The 21,120-nt window shown below is 48.0% G+C and carries 25 protein-coding genes; 4 read left to right on the plus strand and 21 right to left on the minus strand.

The genetic code is table 11. From position 1 onward, the window contains the following. Positions 1-19 precede the first annotated feature (19 nt). Positions 20-883: a YicC/YloC family endoribonuclease gene (locus tag DS731_RS21340; RefSeq protein ID WP_119503195.1), complete on the plus strand. Its 864-nt coding sequence runs from the start codon at positions 20-22 to the stop codon at positions 881-883. Between the two features lie 63 nt (positions 884-946). On the opposite strand, the gene dcm is transcribed toward DS731_RS21340, so the two are convergent. Then, complete coding sequence (dcm, locus tag DS731_RS21345) at positions 947-2,224, minus strand: DNA (cytosine-5-)-methyltransferase (RefSeq protein ID WP_119503196.1); 1,278 nt, start codon at positions 2,222-2,224, stop codon at positions 947-949. A 99-nt stretch (positions 2,225-2,323) separates the two neighbouring features. On the opposite strand from dcm, the gene DS731_RS21350 reads away from it, so the two are divergent. Continuing rightward, the gene (locus tag DS731_RS21350) at positions 2,324-2,782 is read left to right on the plus strand and encodes a very short patch repair endonuclease (protein ID WP_119503197.1); all 459 of its coding nucleotides are present in this window, start codon (positions 2,324-2,326) and stop codon (positions 2,780-2,782) included. Positions 2,783-2,847: 65 nt separating this feature from the next. Further along, on the plus strand, positions 2,848-3,324 hold the full coding sequence (locus tag DS731_RS21355; protein WP_119503198.1) for a nuclear transport factor 2 family protein: 477 nt from the start codon (positions 2,848-2,850) through the stop codon (positions 3,322-3,324). 53 nt (positions 3,325-3,377) lie between these two features. Here the strand turns inward: DS731_RS21355 and DS731_RS21360 are convergent, their stop codons facing one another. The 3 genes from DS731_RS21360 to DS731_RS21370 form a co-directional block, all read right to left on the minus strand. Continuing rightward, positions 3,378-4,022, minus strand: a complete 645-nt coding sequence (locus DS731_RS21360) for an OmpA family protein (protein ID WP_119503199.1) — start codon at positions 4,020-4,022, stop codon at positions 3,378-3,380. A gap of 204 nt (positions 4,023-4,226) precedes the next feature. After that, positions 4,227-5,372, minus strand: a complete 1,146-nt coding sequence (locus DS731_RS21365) for an HD-GYP domain-containing protein (protein ID WP_232373578.1) — start codon at positions 5,370-5,372, stop codon at positions 4,227-4,229. A gap of 124 nt (positions 5,373-5,496) precedes the next feature. Then, positions 5,497-5,850, minus strand: coding sequence for an MGMT family protein (locus tag DS731_RS21370; RefSeq protein WP_119503201.1), 354 nt, complete (start codon positions 5,848-5,850; stop codon positions 5,497-5,499). 32 nt (positions 5,851-5,882) lie between these two features. Here DS731_RS21370 and DS731_RS21375 point away from each other — a divergent pair, with 32 nt between their 5' ends. Then, positions 5,883-6,461: a tRNA-uridine aminocarboxypropyltransferase gene (locus DS731_RS21375; RefSeq protein ID WP_119503202.1), complete on the plus strand. Its 579-nt coding sequence runs from the start codon at positions 5,883-5,885 to the stop codon at positions 6,459-6,461. 7 nt (positions 6,462-6,468) lie between these two features. Here DS731_RS21375 and DS731_RS21380 read toward each other — a convergent pair whose 3' ends face one another. The 17 genes from DS731_RS21380 to mnmG all read right to left on the minus strand — a co-directional run bounded on the left by DS731_RS21380 (position 6,469) and on the right by mnmG (position 20,710). Further along, positions 6,469-7,071 (minus strand): glutathione S-transferase family protein, encoded by a 603-nt coding sequence (locus tag DS731_RS21380; protein WP_119503203.1) that lies wholly within the window; start codon positions 7,069-7,071, stop codon positions 6,469-6,471. Positions 7,072-7,118: 47 nt separating this feature from the next. Further along, the gene (locus DS731_RS21385; protein WP_119503204.1) at positions 7,119-8,084 is read right to left on the minus strand and encodes a hypothetical protein; all 966 of its coding nucleotides are present in this window, start codon (positions 8,082-8,084) and stop codon (positions 7,119-7,121) included. A gap of 142 nt (positions 8,085-8,226) precedes the next feature. Next, positions 8,227-8,592, minus strand: coding sequence for a VOC family protein (locus DS731_RS21390; protein ID WP_119503205.1), 366 nt, complete (start codon positions 8,590-8,592; stop codon positions 8,227-8,229). Further along, positions 8,579-9,013 (minus strand): GFA family protein, encoded by a 435-nt coding sequence (locus DS731_RS21395; protein WP_119503206.1) that lies wholly within the window; start codon positions 9,011-9,013, stop codon positions 8,579-8,581. Before DS731_RS21395 ends, DS731_RS21390 begins: the two co-directional genes overlap by 14 nt. A 119-nt stretch (positions 9,014-9,132) precedes the next feature. After that, a complete protein-coding gene (locus tag DS731_RS21400; protein ID WP_119503207.1) occupies positions 9,133-9,549 on the minus strand; it encodes a F0F1 ATP synthase subunit epsilon in 417 nt (138 codons plus the stop codon). A gap of 67 nt (positions 9,550-9,616) precedes the next feature. Further along, the gene (gene atpD, locus DS731_RS21405; RefSeq protein ID WP_119503208.1) at positions 9,617-10,999 is read right to left on the minus strand and encodes a F0F1 ATP synthase subunit beta; all 1,383 of its coding nucleotides are present in this window, start codon (positions 10,997-10,999) and stop codon (positions 9,617-9,619) included. 33 nt (positions 11,000-11,032) lie between these two features. Next, positions 11,033-11,893, minus strand: a complete 861-nt coding sequence (gene atpG, locus DS731_RS21410) for a F0F1 ATP synthase subunit gamma (protein ID WP_119503209.1) — start codon at positions 11,891-11,893, stop codon at positions 11,033-11,035. A gap of 57 nt (positions 11,894-11,950) precedes the next feature. Continuing rightward, entirely contained in the window at positions 11,951-13,492 is a 1,542-nt protein-coding gene (atpA, locus tag DS731_RS21415) for a F0F1 ATP synthase subunit alpha (RefSeq protein WP_119503210.1), read from the minus strand. Between the two features lie 13 nt (positions 13,493-13,505). Next, a complete protein-coding gene (gene atpH, locus DS731_RS21420) occupies positions 13,506-14,039 on the minus strand; it encodes a F0F1 ATP synthase subunit delta (protein WP_119503211.1) in 534 nt (177 codons plus the stop codon). 14 nt (positions 14,040-14,053) lie between these two features. Continuing rightward, positions 14,054-14,524 (minus strand): F0F1 ATP synthase subunit B, encoded by a 471-nt coding sequence (gene atpF / locus DS731_RS21425; RefSeq protein WP_119503212.1) that lies wholly within the window; start codon positions 14,522-14,524, stop codon positions 14,054-14,056. A gap of 44 nt (positions 14,525-14,568) precedes the next feature. Further along, positions 14,569-14,790 carry a F0F1 ATP synthase subunit C gene (gene atpE / locus DS731_RS21430; protein ID WP_012520222.1) on the minus strand — a complete coding sequence of 74 codons (222 nt, stop codon included), beginning with the start codon at positions 14,788-14,790 and terminating at the stop codon, positions 14,569-14,571. A 102-nt stretch (positions 14,791-14,892) separates the two neighbouring features. Next, on the minus strand, positions 14,893-15,753 hold the full coding sequence (gene atpB, locus DS731_RS21435) for a F0F1 ATP synthase subunit A (RefSeq protein ID WP_119503213.1): 861 nt from the start codon (positions 15,751-15,753) through the stop codon (positions 14,893-14,895). A gap of 93 nt (positions 15,754-15,846) precedes the next feature. Then, on the minus strand, positions 15,847-16,161 hold the full coding sequence (locus tag DS731_RS21440; protein WP_232373445.1) for an ATP synthase subunit I: 315 nt from the start codon (positions 16,159-16,161) through the stop codon (positions 15,847-15,849). Between the two features lie 269 nt (positions 16,162-16,430). Then, on the minus strand, positions 16,431-17,312 hold the full coding sequence (locus tag DS731_RS21445) for a ParB/RepB/Spo0J family partition protein (RefSeq protein ID WP_119503215.1): 882 nt from the start codon (positions 17,310-17,312) through the stop codon (positions 16,431-16,433). 56 nt (positions 17,313-17,368) lie between these two features. Further along, positions 17,369-18,160, minus strand: coding sequence for a ParA family protein (locus DS731_RS21450; protein ID WP_119503216.1), 792 nt, complete (start codon positions 18,158-18,160; stop codon positions 17,369-17,371). A gap of 10 nt (positions 18,161-18,170) precedes the next feature. Continuing rightward, entirely contained in the window at positions 18,171-18,812 is a 642-nt protein-coding gene (gene rsmG / locus DS731_RS21455) for a 16S rRNA (guanine(527)-N(7))-methyltransferase RsmG (RefSeq protein WP_119503217.1), read from the minus strand. Then, positions 18,809-20,710, minus strand: coding sequence for a tRNA uridine-5-carboxymethylaminomethyl(34) synthesis enzyme MnmG (gene mnmG, locus DS731_RS21460; protein ID WP_119503218.1), 1,902 nt, complete (start codon positions 20,708-20,710; stop codon positions 18,809-18,811). The genes rsmG and mnmG overlap by 4 nt, the downstream gene beginning before the upstream one ends. Between the last annotated feature and the right edge of the window lie 410 nt (positions 20,711-21,120).

A 21,120-nucleotide genomic window follows, 5' to 3' on the forward strand; every position in this document is an offset into this window, starting at 1 on the left:
ATACGGAGATTGAAAATTTATGATTTACAGCATGACCGCGTTTGCCCGCAGTGAAGTGAAAAAAGACTGGGGAACAGCCGTGTGGGAAGTCCGCTCGGTGAACCAGCGTTTTCTGGAAACTTACTTCCGTTTGCCTGAACAGTTCCGTGCACTGGAACCGGTGCTCCGTGAGCGCTTTCGCAAGCGTTTGCAGCGGGGAAAGGTAGAGTGCGCGCTGCGTTTCAGTGCTAACGATGCCGCTGTAACCAAACTCACGCTTAACGAGGCACTTGCGAAAGAAGTCATGCATGCTGCTGACTGGGTGCAGTCACACGGTCAGTCCACCGGAGTTAACCCCCTTGATATCCTGCGCTGGCCCGGCGTAATTGCAGCCGAAGAAGCCGATATGGATGCCATTCAGGCGGATATTCTGGCGGCATTTGACGATACCCTGACTCAGTTCATCGAAGCCCGTGCCACCGAAGGTGATGCACTTAAAGCACTCATTGAACAGCGCCTGGATGGTATTGAAAAGGAAGCCGCAGCAGTTGCTGAAAAAATGCCGGCTATTGTTGAGTGGCAGCGTGAAAAAATTCAGTCCCGTTTTGAAGAAGCCAAGGTAGAGCTTGATCCCACCCGCTTCGAGCAGGAAATGGTCATGCTGGCGCAAAAAATTGATGTGGCAGAAGAACTCGACCGTCTGAATGCCCACGTCAAAGAAACCCGTAATATCCTGAAAAAGGGTGGTGCCTGCGGCCGTCGTCTGGATTTCATGATGCAGGAATTCAACCGTGAGTCGAATACACTGGGCTCCAAGTCAATAAACTCAGAAATCACACAATCAGCTGTTGAGCTGAAAGTGCTGATTGAGCAGATGCGCGAGCAGATCCAGAATATTGAGTAAATCTTTTCTGTTCACATAAGCATTTTTAAGAAGCCCTGTACTTGTTTTCAACACAGGGCTTTTTTATTTCCGCCTCATAAACGCCACCATTTCACTGGCGACTGCCCTGATCACATTTACACAGACTGAGTTGCCAAATTGTTTGTAGATTTGGCCCTGAGATACGGCATCAACGATGAATGCCTCGGGAAAGCCCTGTAATCGTGCACATTCTCTTGGTGTCAGTTTACGCGGATTCTTGTTCAGTGCGCTCTGGTCAATCAGGATCTCGGACCCGTCTTTATAATAGCGGGCACTGATCGTGTTGGTGTAGGCGCTGTCGGGCGTAAACAGTGAATAGCCGAACCCGTTACCTTTTTGTTTATGCTCCGCTTTACGCTTCTGATGACCCGTCCAGAGCCTGTCTGACAATGTGTAACGATCATCTTTAGCTGCCAGTTCAGACGCACTCTCAAGAATATCGCCCACACGGGTTGGTGTGTTTGGTGGTTCCGGCCAGCGAAAATGTGCGTTGATATCCGCTTCGCTGAAATGATCTTTATCGAAGCCGATGATAAATACCCGTTCACGATTTTGCGGGGCACCGAAATCTGCCGCCCGCAGCACTTTATAGTCCACCCAGTAATTCAGCTTATCTGAGAGGGCATGGCGTGCTTCCTCACTGAGAGGCATATCATCCGGTATACTCTGATCAAAATCTCCCCGCAGGATAGCCTCAATGGTTTTAAGTGTCCGGCCCTTATCATGGCCTTTGAGCTGCTTTACGTTTTCCAGCAGGAATGCTTTCGGGCGCTTTTCAACAAGGATGCGCTGAATTTCAAAAAACATGGTGCCGCGGGTATCGCTGAATCCCTTTTTCAGACCTGCCTGCGAAAAAGCCTGGCAGGGAAACCCGCCCAACAGCACATCGTGATCCGGAATATCTGTCGCGCGAATTTGGGTAATATCGCCGTGGGGCATTTCACCGTAGTTAGCAAGATACGTTTTTTGTGCAAACCTATCCCATTCTGAAGTAAATACACACTTACCTCCTAACTCCTGAAATGGAAGCCGTATGCCACCCACTCCGGCAAAGAGATCGATAAATTTAAAGTGGTATTCTGAGCCGGTAGCTGCGAAAGGCGCTTCTCTGGCAAGTTGCACCATGCGTTTTTCCAGGGTTCTCACTGCTTCTGCTTTTTTAGCCGAAGGCAGATGCTCGCCATTTTCCCAACCGCGAACTGTCCGCTCGCCCTGATTGCCCAACCCCAAAAGATTTGCAAATTCTGTTCTGCCTAATCCCAGCCGCTCACGTATACACCTGATATCATCAGCGTTAAGATTCTGGTTTTGTTTACTCATGGGGAGACTTCTGTTTATCCGGTTTTTATCCCTGCGAGGTTAGCATCAGAACAGATCAGCTACCAGCGCTTTGTCATTCAAAACGGAAGGAAACTTTTATTGGCAGACGTACACGACAGAGCTACGCGAAGTAAAAACATGTCTGCGATAAAAAGCAGAAATACAAAACCGGAACTACTGGTCCGGCGGGCGCTGTTTGCCAGAGGGTACCGTTACAGGAAAAATGTTAAGCGGTTACCGGGCTCGCCGGACATTGTGTTACCCAAATACAGAACCTGTATTTTCGTGCACGGCTGCTTCTGGCACATGCACGAACAGTGTCATCTGGCACACTTGCCGGAAACAAGAACAGCATTCTGGCTCACCAAACTTACGCAGAATACAGTGCGGGATAAACGCCACCAGCACTACCTGCTTAGTCAGGGATGGAAGGTAATTATTGTTTGGGAGTGTGCCCTTAAGGGGGTTGGCAAGCTGCCTTTTGAAGAAGTCATATCACGACTTGAGAAACTCATCCATATGAAGCACGGCCTTAAAAGAGCACTGGAAATACGCTGAAGGCAGAGACGTTTGTGACCACCCGCAAGTAATGTACTATACCGCTTTAGCAAAAGGAGAATGAGATGAAACGGTTAAGTTTTTGCTTGTTGTTTATACTGTCACTGTCGGTGTCAGCCAGCCCTCAGGAAGAAGTCAGCAACGTGCTGGATAAGTTTCATCAGGCTGCATCTGATGCAAGCTACACCACGTATTTCAGCCTCTTTTCAGCCAATGCAGTGTTCATCGGTACCGATGCGGGAGAAACCTGGCCGGTTGATGACTTTAAAGCCTATGCCAAGCCATATTTCGATAAGGGGCAGGGTTGGACCTATCATCCCCGGGACAGGCATATTTACTTTTCTGCTAACGGCGACACAGCCTGGTTTGATGAACTTCTTGATAATGCCAGCTATGGTGTAACGCGGGGAACCGGTGTACTGGTGCTTGAAAATGATGAATGGAAAATTGCCCAGTATCATCTGACCATCCCTGTGCCTAATGGTCTGGCGAAAGAGGTAGTGAGGATGATTCGTCAAACTGACAACACTTCTCAGAAATAACTTGTTGCATCAGAAAAGCCGGACGGTTTTTTCAACGCGTCCGGCATGTTGGTCTAGCGTGAATTACTTTGCGTCACAGGCTGGATTTTCAGTTCAACGCGACGGTTAATCTGACGGTTTTCAGCCGAAGTATTAGGCACTTTTGGCTGATACTCTCCCAGACCCACTGTGGTCACCCGGGTAGGATTAACATTGAACGTGGTCAGCAGATTCTTAACAGATTGCGCACGGCGCTCTGACAACGTCTGGTTGTAAGATTCTGCGCCGGTGTCATCGGTATGACCTTCGATAAGCAGCACCGTTTTCTCGTACTGATTTACCACCGTTGCTACGTCCTGCAATACAGGATTGAAATTAGGACTGATAGACGCACTGTTAGTGGCAAACGTAATATCACCCGGCATAATCAGGCGCAGGTTATCCCCTTCCCGAACTACCTGTACGCCGGTGTCAGCCAATTGCTCGCGCATTTCTTCTTCCTGGCGATCCATATAGTTACCAATCGCGCCACCGGCAATAGCACCGACCACAGCACCCCAGGCATATCGGCTTTTATCGTTATCCCCGGTCGCTTTACCCAGCAGTGCACCGACGACAGCGCCGATCCCTGCACCTTTTTGCGTATTGTTAGGGCTTGTTGCACAACCACCCGCGATTAAAGAAGCGGTGATGAGTCCGACTGCGAAGACTTTCTTCATGATATCCCTCTTAAGATAATTACAACTGTACCGGTCAGGACAGCAAGACCTGTTCCATCATCCGGTTTAACGCCAAAATACGCGCCGGCAAATGAATACAAGCTGAATAGCCTTGCCCGCAGGGGATAAACGGGAAGTTAACTGCGATGATTGCACACACCGGCGGGTAAAATGTTCCCGGTGGTGTATGCAATTAAAGACAAATCAGGGAGAAATGTTCTGTGCAAAAAACTGGTTGAAGTTAATTTTGTAGTCACTGGCTTTTACCGCTTTTTCAATTTTTACCCGCTTATCATAGGAAAGGTCGATATCCCGCGGGGTTACATAATGATTACCGGTCAGCGAATAGAACACTTTAACAACCGGTGTCAGCGGAGAGTCGTTCTGCGACAACACCATAGCCAGTTTATCGTTAGACAGAAGCACCAGACTGCCTACGGGATAAACGCCCATACACTTGATAAATTGCTGCACAAGCGCCTGGTCAAGTTTATGAGGACATTCACCGATAAGGATTTGGAAAGCCCGCTGGCTCGGCATACCGGCTTTGTAACAACGGTCAGCAGTTAGCGCATCGTACATATCTGCAACTGCCAGCATACGCCCTGCAGTGCTGATATTGTCACCTTTTGTTCCTGCCGGATAACCAAATCCGTCAAGACGCTCATGATGTTCACTGACGGTTCTGATGAGGTCCGGGTTGAGATTTACCTCATGCAGGGCATCCACACCATATTCGACGTGCTTCTTCATCACGTCCATTTCTTCATCAGTGAGTCTGCCGGGCTTATGCAGGATCTCATCCGGCACACGAATTTTGCCCATATCATGAAGGAATCCGGCAAAAGCCAGTTCCTGTACTTCGTCATCAGACATTCCCATATGTCGCGCGAAGTTAGCGAGGATAATGGCAACGTTTAACGAATGCTCCAGCAGGTAATCATCTTTCTCACGGATGCGGGTAAGGCAAAGCAATGCGTCAGGGTTACGCTCGACTGAAGCCACAAGGTTTTGCGAAAACTCACTGGGAATACGGTCGTCGAAAGGTAGTCCCTGCTGTACAGCTTTAAGTAAGGTTTTTTGAATTTCCTTACCCTGTTTATACAGGTTTTCCGCCCGTACCAGTTCGGACGTCATACTCACACGGGGCTTTTTCTTCGCCGGAACCGGCTCTTCTGCCGGCACTGGCACAGCGGCTTCTTCATCGGGTTCAAATTGCTTTGATAAATCGATAACGAGTTTGAGGACGCCGCGTTTTCGTAAAGATTCCACCACAGCCTTACGGGCAACGCGCCCCTGGCTTTTGATTTTCACTTTTCCTGACTGCTCAATGATTTCATTGACGTACATGCCGGGCGCTAATTCGTCTATTGTAATTGTTTTAAATACGCTGTCGGTCACTTGCTATCACACCATGGAATAAATGAGTCTGTACACTGAGGTTCAAAGATTACCGGTAGCTCTGCGGCCACATTCAGTACTTCAATGTAAAGAGTATAGTTGCCATATCAGGTTGCCACTGACAATTTCGCAGATTCACCCGATTATCTTTCACCATAACTCCTTCAGCCATGAGCAATTCCCGTTGCTCCTTCGCTTTTTCAGAGCCGGGCGGAAAGGCTATTTTCCCGTCTGCTCGTAAAATACGATGCCAGGGAACCGGTTCTCCATTGAAATCAGCACGCAATGAACGACCTGCCAGCCGCGCTCTGCCGGGCATACCGGCAAGATCCGCAATTTGCCCGTAGGTAGCAACCGACCCTTCCGGCACGGCCATAACGGTTTGCAGTATTTGCTTCACTTTGTCGTTGTTACCAGTATCGGCCATAATGCGCTTTTATTTTCCAATAGAGTGTTCGAATGCGTCCATATTGCTCAGTTTGCCGCTATCCGCAAAAAACCTGTGTATGCAACGCAGTGACGCAGATTTGTACACCTGTTCAGTTTCTCATCATTCAGCATGAGAAAGAAGCCATTCATGCAAAAAATACTGCTAAATTAGTACAGCTGTGTTTACCTGATACACCCATACTTTCCGCAGGCGCTGATGAGGCGGAAATGGCCGTGGCAGATGCTCTTGATAATGCGGGATCTCCGGCGGTGATTTATCCGTCTCCGGAAAGCACTTCTTTAGAAAAGACACCACAATCAGGTACGCACGATCTCTTCATTCTGCTGGATGGAAGCTGGCGTCAGGCTTACGGATTGTGGCAACGTTTTACACAGCTGCATCCGCTTCCCCAGTATCATTTCAGTCATGCCGGCCCGAGTGATTACCGCATCAGGCACACCCGCTCAGAATCGGGCTTATCTACGCTTGAAGCTGTGGCGCATGTGATGAAAGAAACGACAGAGACAGATCCGGCGCCGTTATACCGGTTACAACAGTTTATGCAGGCGCAATGGCAGGGACCTGCGGCACACCTGCGCCGCAAGTAAAGAAGGTTCAGCCGGCTTTCATCGGCGTGTAGCCTTTGTGATCTTCAACCAGTTTCAGCCAGTTATTCACCGCCGGATAGGCTGTCAGATCGAATCCACCTTCGTGGGCCACATGGGTATAAGCGTATAAACTGATATCAGCCAGTGACAGTTGTGAGCCGGTCAGAAAAGGGGTGCGTGAAAGTTGATCTTCCATGACTGCCAGTGCTTTGTGCCCGCCAGCCTGTTTAGCTTTGTATTCAGCTTTACGTTCTTCGGGTAACCCCAGATATAAATTAATGAACCGGGCTACCGCAATATAGGGCTCATGGCTGTATTGCTCAAAGAATTGCCACTGCAGCATCTTAGCCAGATCGAAAGATGAACGGGGAATGAGCGCGGAACCTTCGGCAAGGAAGTTTAAGATAGCATTTGATTCGGACAGCGTGCGGCCATCCTCCATTTCCAACAGCGGGATTTTACCATTCGGGTTCTTTTGCAAAAACGCGGGGGTTTGCGTTGCCCCTTTTAAAATATCGACTTCTTCCCAGTCGACTTGTTTACCCAGTATGGAAAGTAATAATTGAATTTTATAGCAGTTTCCGGAACGGCTATCTCCATAAACCAGCATGACCAACTCCTTTTTATCTACAGCACTCCAGCTTACTGACGTTTTTATCAGGTCACAAGATGTTCAATATAAATTAATGTCATCCAGGAAGCAGGGATCAGAAAGACGACGCTCAGCATGCGTTTACACTGTTCGAACGTAACCGGTGTAGCAGTAATGTTTTCCACTTCTTCGATTTCCTGCTGAATAGCATTGCGCCGTTCGTGATTAATGCGATCACTTTCGTCTTCACAGTAAATGGACGTCAGCCCGCGGGTCAGTTGATCCATTATCTTTTGCTTTCTTGCACCAATAAGCCGGTACACCTTTACGGCGGGCATGACCAGATACACTGTCAAAGACGATGAAAACAGGGTCACTATGGCAAGATCGATTGCCGGTATATCTTTTTTAAACCAGAAAACGGGAATGATGATCAACGCAGTGATACTGAACAGGGCATTCTCCATCGACAGTAGCGACACTCTTTTCAATGCTTTCAGTTCGCTGCTGGTGGCAATATTAATATGAATGAAATGCTTCATCATGTAGTGAGTGGAATAGATCATCTGAAACAGGAAAAGCCAGAAAAAGAACCAGAAAGGTACTGCAATCAGATCAAGCACCAGAACCTGCATGTTCATATCGAAGGCAACCAGTTCTTCACTCATGATATAGACAGCCGTCATGGAAATAGCGAGGGTGGCGGAGGTCAGAATGTGGTGGCGCAGTTTCACCGCCAGACGGGCACGATGCTGTGCAAATAAACTCAGGGCGTTTTTATCCAGCAAATAACTCATGATGGCACCAGCCATTTGCTGTTGCTGAATGCGCAGGCTGATCCAGAAAAAGGTCGTCAGCAAGGGCATGCCTAAGGCAGCATTGAAGTCGCGTTGGGCCCGGAAATCATTGATAAGCTGGTAATCCAGCGCACCGGTGAAGTAATTGGCAATACAGCAAACTACAAAATAAAGAACCGGCATGTGCCAGAAAGAAGCGGCAGAAGTTGAGGGATAATTAAATTCAGTCGTCATACGGCCTTCACGATAATACTCAGTAAAGTCCTTCCCACTGTTGTTCAAATTTTGTTTTTATTATGCCGCTAGTTTAATCATCCGCAGGCGCAATGCAACCTCTGCAATACCGCAATTGCGCCTTTGTTTGTAATAGTTTGTATCACTCTTGCTGATAGCAGTCAGACCATGCTGCAAATTCACTTCCGCCCGGTTCGGTAAAATGAAACCGGTGACCGCCTGGAAAAGCAAAAACAGGCTGAGTAATAATTCCACCCGCGCCAACAATTTCAGCTTCAAGGCTGGTCAGATCGTCACTGTAAAACACGGTGAGAGCTGCACCCCGGGACGTAGTGCTGATTTCTTCACTGGCATAAAAGCCGCCGTCGACATTGTCCAGAGAGAAGGCACAATAGGCCTCACCATAGTCGGTGAAAGTCCAGCCAAAAACAGACGAGAAGAATGCTTTGGTCTTTTCCAGTGATGAGGAAGGATACTCCAGATAATTTAATGATTTATTTTTCATCATCGCCTCCCTGTTGAAAAGCAGCCATGACTTCAGCTCCGGTCATTTTCCTGCTGGTGGGATGCAGTTCGTAGTAAGGCTCTTTTTCATCGACAAATATTTCAGTTCCCATGGAAAAGTTATCACCATCGAACAAACCGGCAGGCACGAAATACTCACCGCTTTCTTTGTAGAGATAAAATAAATGGGTACCGCAGCGGTGACAAAAGCCTCTGTCAGCCCACGGAGACGATGAAAAGCGGGTGATGGCATCTTCCCCTTTAAAGGTGACCGCAACACCACAGTGAGCACTGTAGAAAGGGCCTCCGCTCCATTTCCGGCACATGTCGCAGTGACATACACCGACTTGTTCTTCTGCCTGCGTTGCATGCACTTCCACTTCGCCACACAAACAACGTCCGGTTAATCCTTTATCTGACATCATTGTTCTCCGGTGAATATAAACTGGATAAATACACAGTACACCGGTTTACTGCAAAACAGCAAGTAGCAGATACAAAAAACCCGGCATGTAGCCGGGTTTTTCAGTTTTTTGCTGATGTATTACTTACGCAGTTTTTGAATCAGACGCAATTGAGCAATAGCTTCTGCTAACTCTTGTGCCGCTTCTGCATAGTTGAAATCAGCGCCCGGGTTGGCGATATGCTCTTCAGCACGACGTTTTGCTTCTTCTGCAGACTGCTCGTCCAGATCTTCTGCACGAACAGCAGTGTCAGCAAGAACAGTGACTATACCGGGTTGTACTTCAAGTACACCGCCGGCAACATAAATCATCTCTTCTTCACCGTACTGCTTAACCAAACGCACCATACCAGGTTTAATTGCAGTAATAAGTGGCGCGTGACCAGGGTGGATACCCAGTTCACCTTCACTTCCTGTTACCTGTAATGTTTCAACCAGACCAGAGAAAATCTCTTTTTCTGCGCTTACTACATCCAGATGAACGGTCATAGCTGCCATTGTAAACTCCTTAGTAAGGAACGTGAATCAAGAACGGGCAGACGTTAAGGCCTGCCCGGCTTCATTCTTATTTCTTGGCTTTTTCCAACGCTTCGTCGATCGAACCAACCATGTAGAAGGCTTGCTCTGGCAGGTGATCGTATTCACCTTCCAGAATGCCTTTAAAGCCACTGATAGTGTCTTTCAGAGAAACGTACTTACCAGGAGAACCGGTGAATACTTCTGCTACGAAGAATGGCTGAGACAGGAAACGCTGAATCTTACGAGCACGGGATACCACTTGCTTATCTTCATCAGACAGCTCGTCCATACCCAGGATCGCGATGATATCTTTCAGCTCTTTATAGCGCTGAAGTACAGTCTGTACGCCACGCGCTACGTCATAGTGTTCCTGACCGATTACCAGTGGATCCAGCTGACGTGAAGTTGAGTCCAGAGGGTCTACCGCAGGGTAGATACCTAAAGACGCGATATCACGGGACAGTACTACCGTTGCATCTAAGTGAGCAAAGGTGGTAGCTGGTGACGGGTCAGTCAAGTCATCGGCTGGTACGTATACCGCCTGGATAGACGTGATTGAACCAGTCTTGGTTGATGCGATACGTTCCTGCAGAACACCCATCTCTTCAGCCAGGGTAGGCTGATAACCTACTGCTGAAGGCATACGACCTAACAGTGCTGATACCTCAGTACCTGCCAGGGTATAACGGTAGATGTTATCTACGAAGAACAGAACGTCACGACCTTCGTCACGGAATTTCTCTGCCATCGTCAGACCAGTCAGAGCTACACGCAGACGGTTACCCGGTGGCTCGTTCATCTGACCGTATACCAGAGATACCTTATCCAGTACGTTAGACTCGTTCATTTCGTGGTAGAAGTCGTTACCCTCACGAGTACGCTCACCAACACCAGCGAATACTGAGAAACCGCTGTGCTCGATTGCGATGTTACGGATAAGCTCCATCATGTTTACGGTTTTACCTACACCGGCACCACCGAACAGACCAACTTTACCACCTTTCGCAAACGGACATACCAGGTCGATAACCTTGATGCCGGTTTCCAGCAGTTCTACTGAACTTGACTGATCTTCGTAGCTGGGCGCTGCACGGTGAATAGACATACGCTCTTCTTCACCAATTGGGCCTGCTTCGTCGATTGGGTTACCCAGCACATCCATGATACGGCCCAGAGTGGCTGTACCAACAGGAACCATGATAGGTGCTTGCGTATTTTCTACTGCCAGGCCACGACGCAGACCGTCAGTGGTACCCAGAGCGATGGAACGAACTACACCACCGCCTAATTGCTGTTGCACTTCCAGGGTTAGCCCGGATAAGTCACCTTCGGTAACTTTCAGTGCGTCATATACTCTTGGTACCGCATCTTGTGGAAACTCGATGTCCACAACGGCGCCAATGATTTGGACGACCTTACCTTGACTCATAATTAGTCCTCGTTATCTCTTCTAAACCTTTGCCTACACCGCTGCGGCGCCGGATACAATCTCACTGATTTCCTGTGTGATTGCAGCCTGACGAGCCTTGTTGTATACCAGTTGCAGATCATCGATAAGGTTGCCGGCGTTATCTGTTGCCGCTTTCATTGCAACCATACGTGCTGCTTGTTCTGACGCTGCGTTTTCCACAACACCCTGATATACCTGGGATTCGATGTAACGAACCATTAAGGATTCCAGAATTTCTTTTGGATCCGGCTCGTAGATGTAATCCCAACGATGCTTCAGTGTCTCATCTTCTGACTTTGGCAAAGGCAATAATTGATTCATCACAGGCGTTTGCGACATGGTGTTAACGAAGTTGTTGTACACCAGATAAATCTTATCCAGTGTGCCTTCGTCGTAGGCGCGTAACATCACGCGTACCACACCCACTACATCGCTTACCGAAGGCGCATCACCTAAACCTGTTTCTGCGGCAAGTAGCTTACCACCAAAACGGTTAAAGAATGCACAAGCCTTCGAACCTAACGCTGCAAAATCTACTTCAACACCCTGATCGCGATACGCTTTCGCTTTCTGGGTGACCAGCTTGAACTCATTAGTGTTCAGGCCGCCGCATAATCCGCGGTCAGTAGAAATTACGATAAAGCCAACCCGTTTCACGTCACGCTCTTCAAGATAAGGGTGACGGTACTCAAGGTTACCGTTAGCAATGTGACCAATCACTTTTAGCATGCTTTGCGCGTATGGACGGCCATGAGCCATACGTTCCTGCGCCTTTTTCATTTTCGACGCAGCAACCATTTCCATCGCACTGGTAATCTTTTGAGTATTCTTAATACTCCCAATTTTACCTTTAATCTCTTTACCGCTGGCCATGATTATCTCTCCGATTACTCAACGAATTGTGCTGACTACGAAAGCCAGCACCATTGATTACCAAGTTTGAGTTGCTTTGAACTTCGTTAAAGCGTCTTTCAACTGAGAATCAATATCGTCGTTGTAGTTGCCGGTTGCATTGATAGACTTCATCAGCTCAGCGTGTTCGCTGTTCATGTAAGCATGCAGGGCTGATTCAAAATCAAGGATTTTGCCCAGTTCTACATCTTTTAAGAAGCCTTTCTCAACGGCGTACAGAGACACACCCATATCAGCGATTGACAGAGGCGCATATTGCTTCTGCTTCATCAGTTCGGTTACACGCTCACCGTGTTCAAGCTGTGCACGTGTAGCTTCGTCAAGGTCAGATGCGAACTGAGAGAACGCAGCCAATTCACGATACTGTGCAAGCGCAAGACGGATACCGCCACCCAATTTCTTAATGATCTTGGTCTGAGCAGCACCACCAACACGTGATACAGAGATACCGGCGTTAACAGCAGGACGGATACCTGCGTTAAACAGGTCAGTTTCCAGGAAGATCTGACCATCGGTGATTGAGATAACGTTAGTAGGTACGAACGCTGAAACGTCACCGGCCTGAGTTTCAATGATAGGCAGAGCCGTCAGTGAACCCGTTTGACCTTTAACTTCACCGTTAGTGAAACGCTCTACGTACTTGTCGTTTACACGGGCTGCACGCTCCAGCAGACGGCTGTGGAGGTAGAAAACGTCACCAGGGTATGCTTCACGACCAGGAGGACGCTTCAGAAGCAGAGAGATCTGACGGTAAGCAACAGCTTGCTTAGACAGGTCATCATATACGATCAGTGCATCTTCACCACGGTCACGGAAGTACTCACCCATGGTACAACCAGAGTAAGGTGCCAGGTACTGCAGAGCAGCAGATTCAGAAGCAGAAGCCGCAACAACGATGGTGTGAGCCAGCGCGCCGTGTTCTTCCAGTTTGCGTACTACGTTAGCAATAGTAGAAGCCTTCTGGCCAACTGCTACGTAAACACACTTAATGCCTGAATCTTTCTGTTGAATGATGGCATCAACAGCCATCGCTGTTTTACCACACTGACGGTCACCGATGATAAGCTCACGCTGACCACGACCAACAGGAATCATCGCATCAACTGACTTGTAGCCAGTTTGTACTGGTTGATCAACCGATTGACGGTCGATTACGCCAGGTGCGATTTTTTCTACTGGCTCATAGCCTGCCGCTTCAACAGCGCCTTTACCATCAATAGGCTCACCCAGGGTGTTTACAACACGACCCAGCAGGCCAGGGCCTACAGGTACTTCAAGGATACGGCCGGTAGATTGTACTTTAGTGCCTTCTTGCAGGTCCGCATAAGGACCCATAACTACTGCACCAACTGAATCTCGTTCAAGGTTCAGTGCAATAGCGTAGCGACTACCAGGAAGCTCAATCATTTCACCTTGCATTACATCGGCTAAGCCGTGAATGCGGATAATACCGTCAGTTACTGCGACGATAGTCCCTTCGGTGCGAGCTTCACTGGTTACATTAAACTGTTCAATTCGCTTTTTGATCAGTTCTGCAATTTCAGTGGAATTAAGTTGCATACTCTTATCCCCGTTATGCTTGCAACGCGTCTGCGAGACGGTTCAATTTCGACTTCACGGAACCATCAATAACTGTATCACCGGCTTTGACTACAAAGCCTGCAACCAGGGCAGGGTCCACGTTACAATTAAGCTTCACTTTACGTGCCAAACGTTTTTCTAACGATGCACTGATTTCAGCAGTTTGCGCATCAGACAATGCAGAAGCAGAAGTCAGCTGGACTTCAATTTCTTTGTCGTAATCCGCTTTCAAAGCATTAAACAGCTCTGAAATGGCTGGCAGGGCAACTAAACGTTTATTCTCAGCCAGAACCTTAATGAAGTTCTGACCATGTTCGTCGATCTGTTCACCGCACACATTGATGAAAATCTCAGCGAGTTGGTCAGCGGCAACAGCACCAGTCATTAACTGATGCATGTCTTCGTTGTCAGCAACTTCGCCGGCAAACACCAGCATGTCCTGCCATTTGGCAACGGCGTTTTGTTCGACAGCAAAATCGAAAGCAGCTTTAGCGTAGGGACGAGCAACGGTTGTCAATTCAGACATGGCTCATCTCCCTCTTATAGCTCAGCGACAAGTTTTTCAACAATGTCGTTTTGTGCGTTTGCGTCGATTTCACGTTGAAGAATTTGTTCTGCACCAGCAACAGCTAAAGCTGCTACCTGAGCGCGTAATTCTTCCTTGGCACGATTGCGTTCAGCTTCAATTTCGGCATAACCAGAAGCAATGATTTTCTCACGCTCTGAGTAAGCTTTTTGCTTTTCACTTTCTTCAAGTTGACTAGCACGCTTTTTGGCTTGCTCGACAATTTCAGCTGCTTGCGCTTTCGCATCTTTCAACTGGTCAGTAGCTTTCTGCTGAGCCAGTTCCAGGTCTTTTTCAGCGCGTTCAGAAGCTTCAAGGCCATCGGCAATTTTCTTCTGACGCTCTTCAATCGCGCCCAGTAATGGTGGCCATACGTACTTCATGCAGAACCACACGAATACGATAAACGCGATTAATTGACCAATTAGAGTGGCGTTAATGTTCACGACCGCTCCTCCTCATATGTTCGCTAAAAAATGGGTTTAAAAAATTAAGCACCAACAGCGAACAGAAGGTATAGCGCGATACCAACACCGATCATTGCGATGGCGTCGATAAGACCCGCTACGATAAACATCTTAACTTGCAGTTGAGGAGCCAGTTCTGGTTGACGAGCAGCAGATTCTAAGAATTTACCACCCAGCAGACCGAAACCAATAGCGGTACCCAGGGCACCAAGACCAATCAGTAGTGCAACAGCGATGTATAACATGTACGTCTCCGATTTAAGTTAAATTTAAAGTTAAAGTGTAAAAGTAAAACAGTTTGAATCGTTTGCTTTCTTTTCCAGGGATTGCAAAAGATCCGGACTACATTAATGGTCTTCGTGAGCCAGGCTCAGATATACAATGGTCAACATCATAAAGATGAAGGCCTGAAGCACGATTACCAGAATATGGAATACCGCCCAAGGGAAGTGCAGAGGCAGCTGCCATACACCCAAGGTCGCAATAAGAATAAAGATCAATTCACCGGCATACAGGTTACCGAACAGTCGCAGCGCCAGTGAGAACGGACGTGCCAGCAGGGTAACAGATTCCAGAATGAAGTTAACCGGAATGAAAGCCCAGTGATTGAAAGGCTGGAATGTCAGCTCTTTCATGAAACCACCAATGCCTTTCACTTTGATGGAGTAGAAAATAATCAGGAAGAATACGCCCAGCGCCAGTGCCAGCGTCATGTTGAGGTCGGTGGTAGGTACCACTTTCATGTACACATGATGCGGGTCCACACCGGTGGCTGCGTTAGCAATCTGACCTGCGGCTGAAGGCAGGAAGTCTACCGGAATCAAGTCCATCAGGTTCATCAGGAACACCCAGACGAAGATGGTCAGTGACAGTGGCGCAATGAGATTATTTTTACCGTGGAAGGTGTCACGAACGTTGTCGTTTACGAACTCAACAACCAACTCGATAAACGCCTGGGTTTTGCCCGGTACGCCGGAAGTAGCTGATTTAGCCACTTTACGGAATAACCACAGGAACAGAATACCCAGACCGATAGACCAGCCCATCGTATCGATGTTCCAAACCCAGAAACCCGCTTCAGCACATACTTCAGCGACATTATGCAGTTCTTCACCGTGACTAAATTTCACCCCGTCGTCTGTGACGCACATGGTGGCATTGGTCAAATGGTGGAGAATATACTCTTGTGTTGTAATCTCAGATGCCATGTTTCAACCTAAAAAAATTAAAGTGTAAAAACTTTCCGGCGTTTCGTCTGTAAGACCCTGGTCTTGCTACCAAGGTATCACTCTGTCTTTTTGTTATCGTTTTTGTTGACGAAACATTGCCAGCCAATAGCTGACAGTTGTGACGGCGAATGCTGCAAAAACCGCTTCGGGTATCGCATGCAAAAATTTAAAAGCCACCACAAATAAAATAACTGCTAAAACCAGGCGCAGTTTGGCTCCCTGGCTGAAGCTCCGTACTACCAGTTCATTTTTACTGGCACCGGAGTAACGAAATGCGAATAACGCAAAAATCGCGTTGGGCAGAATGCTGATAAACGCGCCAATAGCAGCTGATTTCGCTACTTCAACGGACATCGCCCAGGCGCTGATGATGACCAGCAGAGTCATGACAATTACCTGAATCTGCAAGGCATGTCTGGCAAGTTTTTTACCGGCCCCTGCCAAATCTCTGTTCACCATTGTTTTATGCTTATTTGAGCCCAAATAAAAAGCGTCAGAAGTATACTGTTTTACCGATAATTTTCAACCATACATCGCGTTTTGAAAGTTATTCTGAAAATTTTCTTATCGAATAACAGGACGAAACGCATTGTACGCGAAAAGTGCGGGAATAACGACCACCGTTAACATTTTGCTAACTATGGCCGTAAAGTGGATTAGTGTATTTTAGAAAGGATACCGTCCAGCTGTTCTAAATCATTGAAGTTGATAGTAATTTTACCTTTTCCTTTAGCGTTATGGTCAATCACGACCGGCGCACCAAGGTTATCAGACAGGCGGGTCATCAGACTTTGCACATCCGGATCAACGGTTTTTTCCGGTTTTGGCTTCGCCGGTTCCAGACATTTGCGTACTAATTTTTCAGTGTCTCTTACCGTTAAACCTTTTCCGGATACGACCTGAGCCACTTCAGATTGCTGACCGCCGGTGAGTCCGAGCAGCGCCCGGGCATGACCCATTTCAATATCGCCGTGCTCAAGCAAGGTTTTGACATCATCATTGAGGTTATTCAGGCGCAGTAAATTTGTTACCGTCGCCCGGGATTTACCCACCGCCTCGGCGGTTTGTGCATGGGTAAGTTCAAACTCGTTCATTAAACGCTCAAGGGCCTGTGCCTCTTCCATGGCGTTTAAATCTTCACGCTGAATATTTTCAATCAGTGCAATGGCCACAGCCGCTTCATCCGGCACGTCTTTGATGAGACAGGGCACAACGTCGAGTTGCGCAAGCTGGGCAGCCCGCCAGCGTCGTTCACCGGCAATAATTTCGTACTGGTCTTTGCCCAGTGTACGCACCACAATCGGTTGAATAACGCCCTGGGAACGGATAGAAGACGCCAGTTCTTCAAGCGCTTCGGGAGACATGTCTTTACGGGGCTGATATTTCCCCGGCTTCAAAAATTCGACCGGCAGCTTACTCAATTCACTTTGCGATGCCGCAGTGCTGTCAGTTTCCTGTTCACGACGGGCAGCGGAAGACTGACTGGTCGCCAGCAATGCATCCAGGCCCCGACCGAGTCCTCTTTTCTTAGCAGACATATTTTCCTCAATGACTCAAGCGATTAAGACAAACAGATTTTGGCTAGTTTAACAGATTAACTGGCTTTTGCGGGCTGTAATGTCTTCTCACGGCGGCGAAGAATTTCACCGGCCAGAGACAGGTACGCTTTTGCGCCTGCCGATGACTTATCATAGTACATGGCGGGCATACTGAAACTGGGCGCTTCGGCCAGTCTCACGTTGCGGGGAATGACCGTGCGGTAAACCTGTTCGCCAAAATGACGTTTCAGTTGTTCAGACACATCATTGGCCAGACGGTTTCGGGGATCGTACATGGTGCGCAGTACACCCTCAATTTTCAATTCAGGGTTTACCACCGAAGCCAGTTTCTGAATGGTATCCATCAGCGCCGTTAAACCTTCAAGGGCATAGTATTCACACTGCATGGGTACCAGTACTGAATCAGCCGCAGCCAGCGCATTCACGGTAAGCTGGTTAAGTGAGGGCGGGCAGTCAATAAAAACAAAATCGTAATAATCCATCACCGGCTTGAGTGAATTACGCAGACGGACTTCACGGGCAAACATTTCCATCAGTTTGATTTCAGCTGCCGTGACATCACCGTTTGCGGCAATAAGATCGTATTTTCCTGACGTATTTTTGATGATGACTTCATCAACAGGCTTTTCTTCAATCAGTAATTCAAAACACGTGCATTCTGCTTCGTATTTATCAACACCGCTGGCCATGGTGGCATTGCCCTGAGGATCCAGATCGATAAGCAGCACTTTACGCTTGGTCGCAGCCATAGACGCCGCAACATTCACTGCTGTGGTTGTTTTGCCCACACCACCTTTTTGATTCGCTATTGCGATTACCTTCGCCACTGTGCACCCGTCAGACTTTTCGAATAGTTACTAAATGACGCTCTCCGGTCAGATCCGGCACGGATAACGCCTCTACGGACCCGATCTGGAAGTGATCACTTACTTCGTCTATCTCACTTTGAGGAAATTGTCCCTTCAGAGCAAAAAAGACTCCTGATGAATCTACCAGATGCTGGCACCAGTGCAACATATCTTTCAACGACGCAAAAGCACGGCTCAACACAATATCGTAAGGTTGTGCAGGTTCATGCTCTTCTACGCGACTGTGCACAGGAGTGACGTTTGTCAGACCAAGTTCGAATGCACATTGTTTCATAAACCGGACACGTTTGCCTAAACTATCCAGTAACTTGAATTCAATATCCGGCAACATAATAGCCAGAGGCATGCCGGGCAGGCCCGGTCCGGTACCCACATCGATAACCCGCTTACCGCTGACAAACCGGGTAACGGCCAGTGAGTCAAGAATATGTTTTACCATCATCTGCTCAGGATCGCGCACCGAGGTAAGGTTGTAGGCTTTATTCCATTTGTCGATACGCTGAACATATCCGGTGAGCTTATCAGCCTGTTCAGTGGTGATGTCCAGCGCTAACTTTTCGCAGCCCTGCAACAAAATTTCATTGAGTTTTACAGTATCGACGTTACTCACGCTGTCTTTAATTCCTGTTTACGTAACATGCCATGCTTTTTCAGATACACCAGCAACAACGAAATAGCCGCCGGCGTAATACCCGAGATCCGCGATGCCTTACCGATGGTTTCCGGTCTGGCTTCGGTAAGCTTGGCCACCACTTCGTTTGAAAGACCGGATATTTTACTGTAATCGAAGTCCATTGGCAGCAATGTATTTTCATGGCGTTGCGCTTTTGCGATCTCATTCAGCTGCCGGGCGATATAACCGGCATACTTAATTTGAATTTCCACTTGCTCAGCAGCAACAGGATCGTTAATACCCGGCCCGATACCGTCAATGTTCATCAGCGCGTTATACGTCATCTCCGGACGCCGGATAAGCTCTTCAAAGGAGTGTTCACGGCTCACGGGATTTTTAAGCAGCGTGTTGAGCTCCGGCACTGCTTTGTGATCAGGATGCACCCACTGACCGCGCAGACGTTGCAGCTCAAGTTCAACGGCTTCCATCTTCGTGTTAAACGCTGCCCAGCGTGCGTCATCAACCAGTCCGATTTCACGGCCAAGCGCTGTCAGACGACTGTCTGCGTTATCTTCCCGTAACAGCAGACGATATTCAGCACGGCTGGTAAACATGCGGTAAGGTTCTTTGGTTCCCATAGTCGCAAGATCATCAACCAGTACACCCATGTAAGCCTGATCGCGACGTAAAATCATGGGATCTTTCTGCTGAACTTGCAGTGCTGCATTAGCCCCTGCCATCAGTCCCTGTGCGCCGGCTTCTTCGTAACCGGTGGTGCCGTTAATTTGTCCGGCAAAGAAAAGTCCGCCGATAAATTTAGTTTCCAGCGTTTGCTTCAGATCCCGCGGATCAAAGAAATCATATTCGATGGCATAACCAGGACGGATGATATGAGCATTTTCAAATCCACGGATCGAGTGAATAAGCGCCTGTTGAACATCAAAGGGCAGACTGGTTGAAATACCGTTCGGATATACCTCGATACTGTTAAGCCCTTCCGGCTCCACGAAGATCTGGTGCGAGTCTTTGTCAGCAAAACGGGTGATCTTATCTTCAATACTCGGACAGTAACGCGGGCCAACACCTTCAATGACACCGGTAAACATGGGTGAGCGATCCAGACCACCACGGATAATATCATGAGTTTTTTCGTTAGTATGGGTGATGTAGCAGCTGATCTGCTGCGGATGCATTTCACGGTTACCCATAAACGAGAATACCGGTACAGGGGTGTCGCCGGGTTGTGCCTGCATAACACTAAAATCCAGCGTTCTGGCATCCAGACGGGCAGGCGTACCGGTTTTCAGACGATCCACTCTGAAGGGTAATGCACGCAGACGTTCTGCCAGAGCCAGTGACGGCGGATCACCTGCACGACCACCACGATAGTTTTCAAGACCAATGTGAATGGTACCGCCAAGAAATGTGCCCACTGTCAGGACAACCGTTTTGGCTTTAAATTTGAGACCCATCTGGGTAACCACACCGGCCACGCGATCATTCTCTACGATCAGGTCATCACAGCTTTGCTGGAAAACCGACAGATTTGGCTGGTTTTCTACCACGTTACGGATAGCCTGACGATACAGTGCCCGGTCAGCCTGGGCGCGGGTTGCACGCACAGCAGGGCCTTTACTTGAATTCAGTGTTCTGAACTGGATCCCGCCCTGATCAATTGCCAGTGCCATTGCACCACCTAAGGCATCGATCTCTTTAACCAGATGGCCTTTTCCGATCCCGCCGATAGCAGGATTACAGGACATTTGTCCGATGGTTTCCATGTTATGTGTCAATAACAGTGTTTTTGCACCCATACGGGCAGATGCTAATGCTGCTTCGGTGCCGGCATGACCACCACCCACAACGATGACATCGAATGCTTCCTGATAAAACATGTTGAACCTCACATAACACGGGGAATGTAGTTAATCGTATATTTCTTTGGCTTTACGGGCCGTCAGAAAAAGGGCGCGTATTTTAGCTGACTTATTGCCTGATTAAAATGGTTAAATTTTCTGCAATTCACTTTAGATCCGGAAAAGGCTTCCGGCTTATAGAATATAAGATCTCTTTTAAGATCTTTATTTTTATATTTATTAGGATCGCGAAGATCTGTGAGTAAGTGCTTTTTCGTTCTTTAGATCATGATCTTACAGAAAGAATAAGTTCGGTACAGAGCCGATCATAACCCGCCCGGGATCATGTGCATAACCAGGTATATTATCCACAATCGAAATCTTGAGAAAAGTTATTCTTTTCGTGATCAGAGCTTATGCACAGTGGTTTACAGGATCCTATCCACAGG

The organism is Alteromonas sp. RKMC-009 (assembly GCF_003584565.2).
Classification (GTDB): Bacteria; Pseudomonadota; Gammaproteobacteria; order Enterobacterales; family Alteromonadaceae; genus Alteromonas.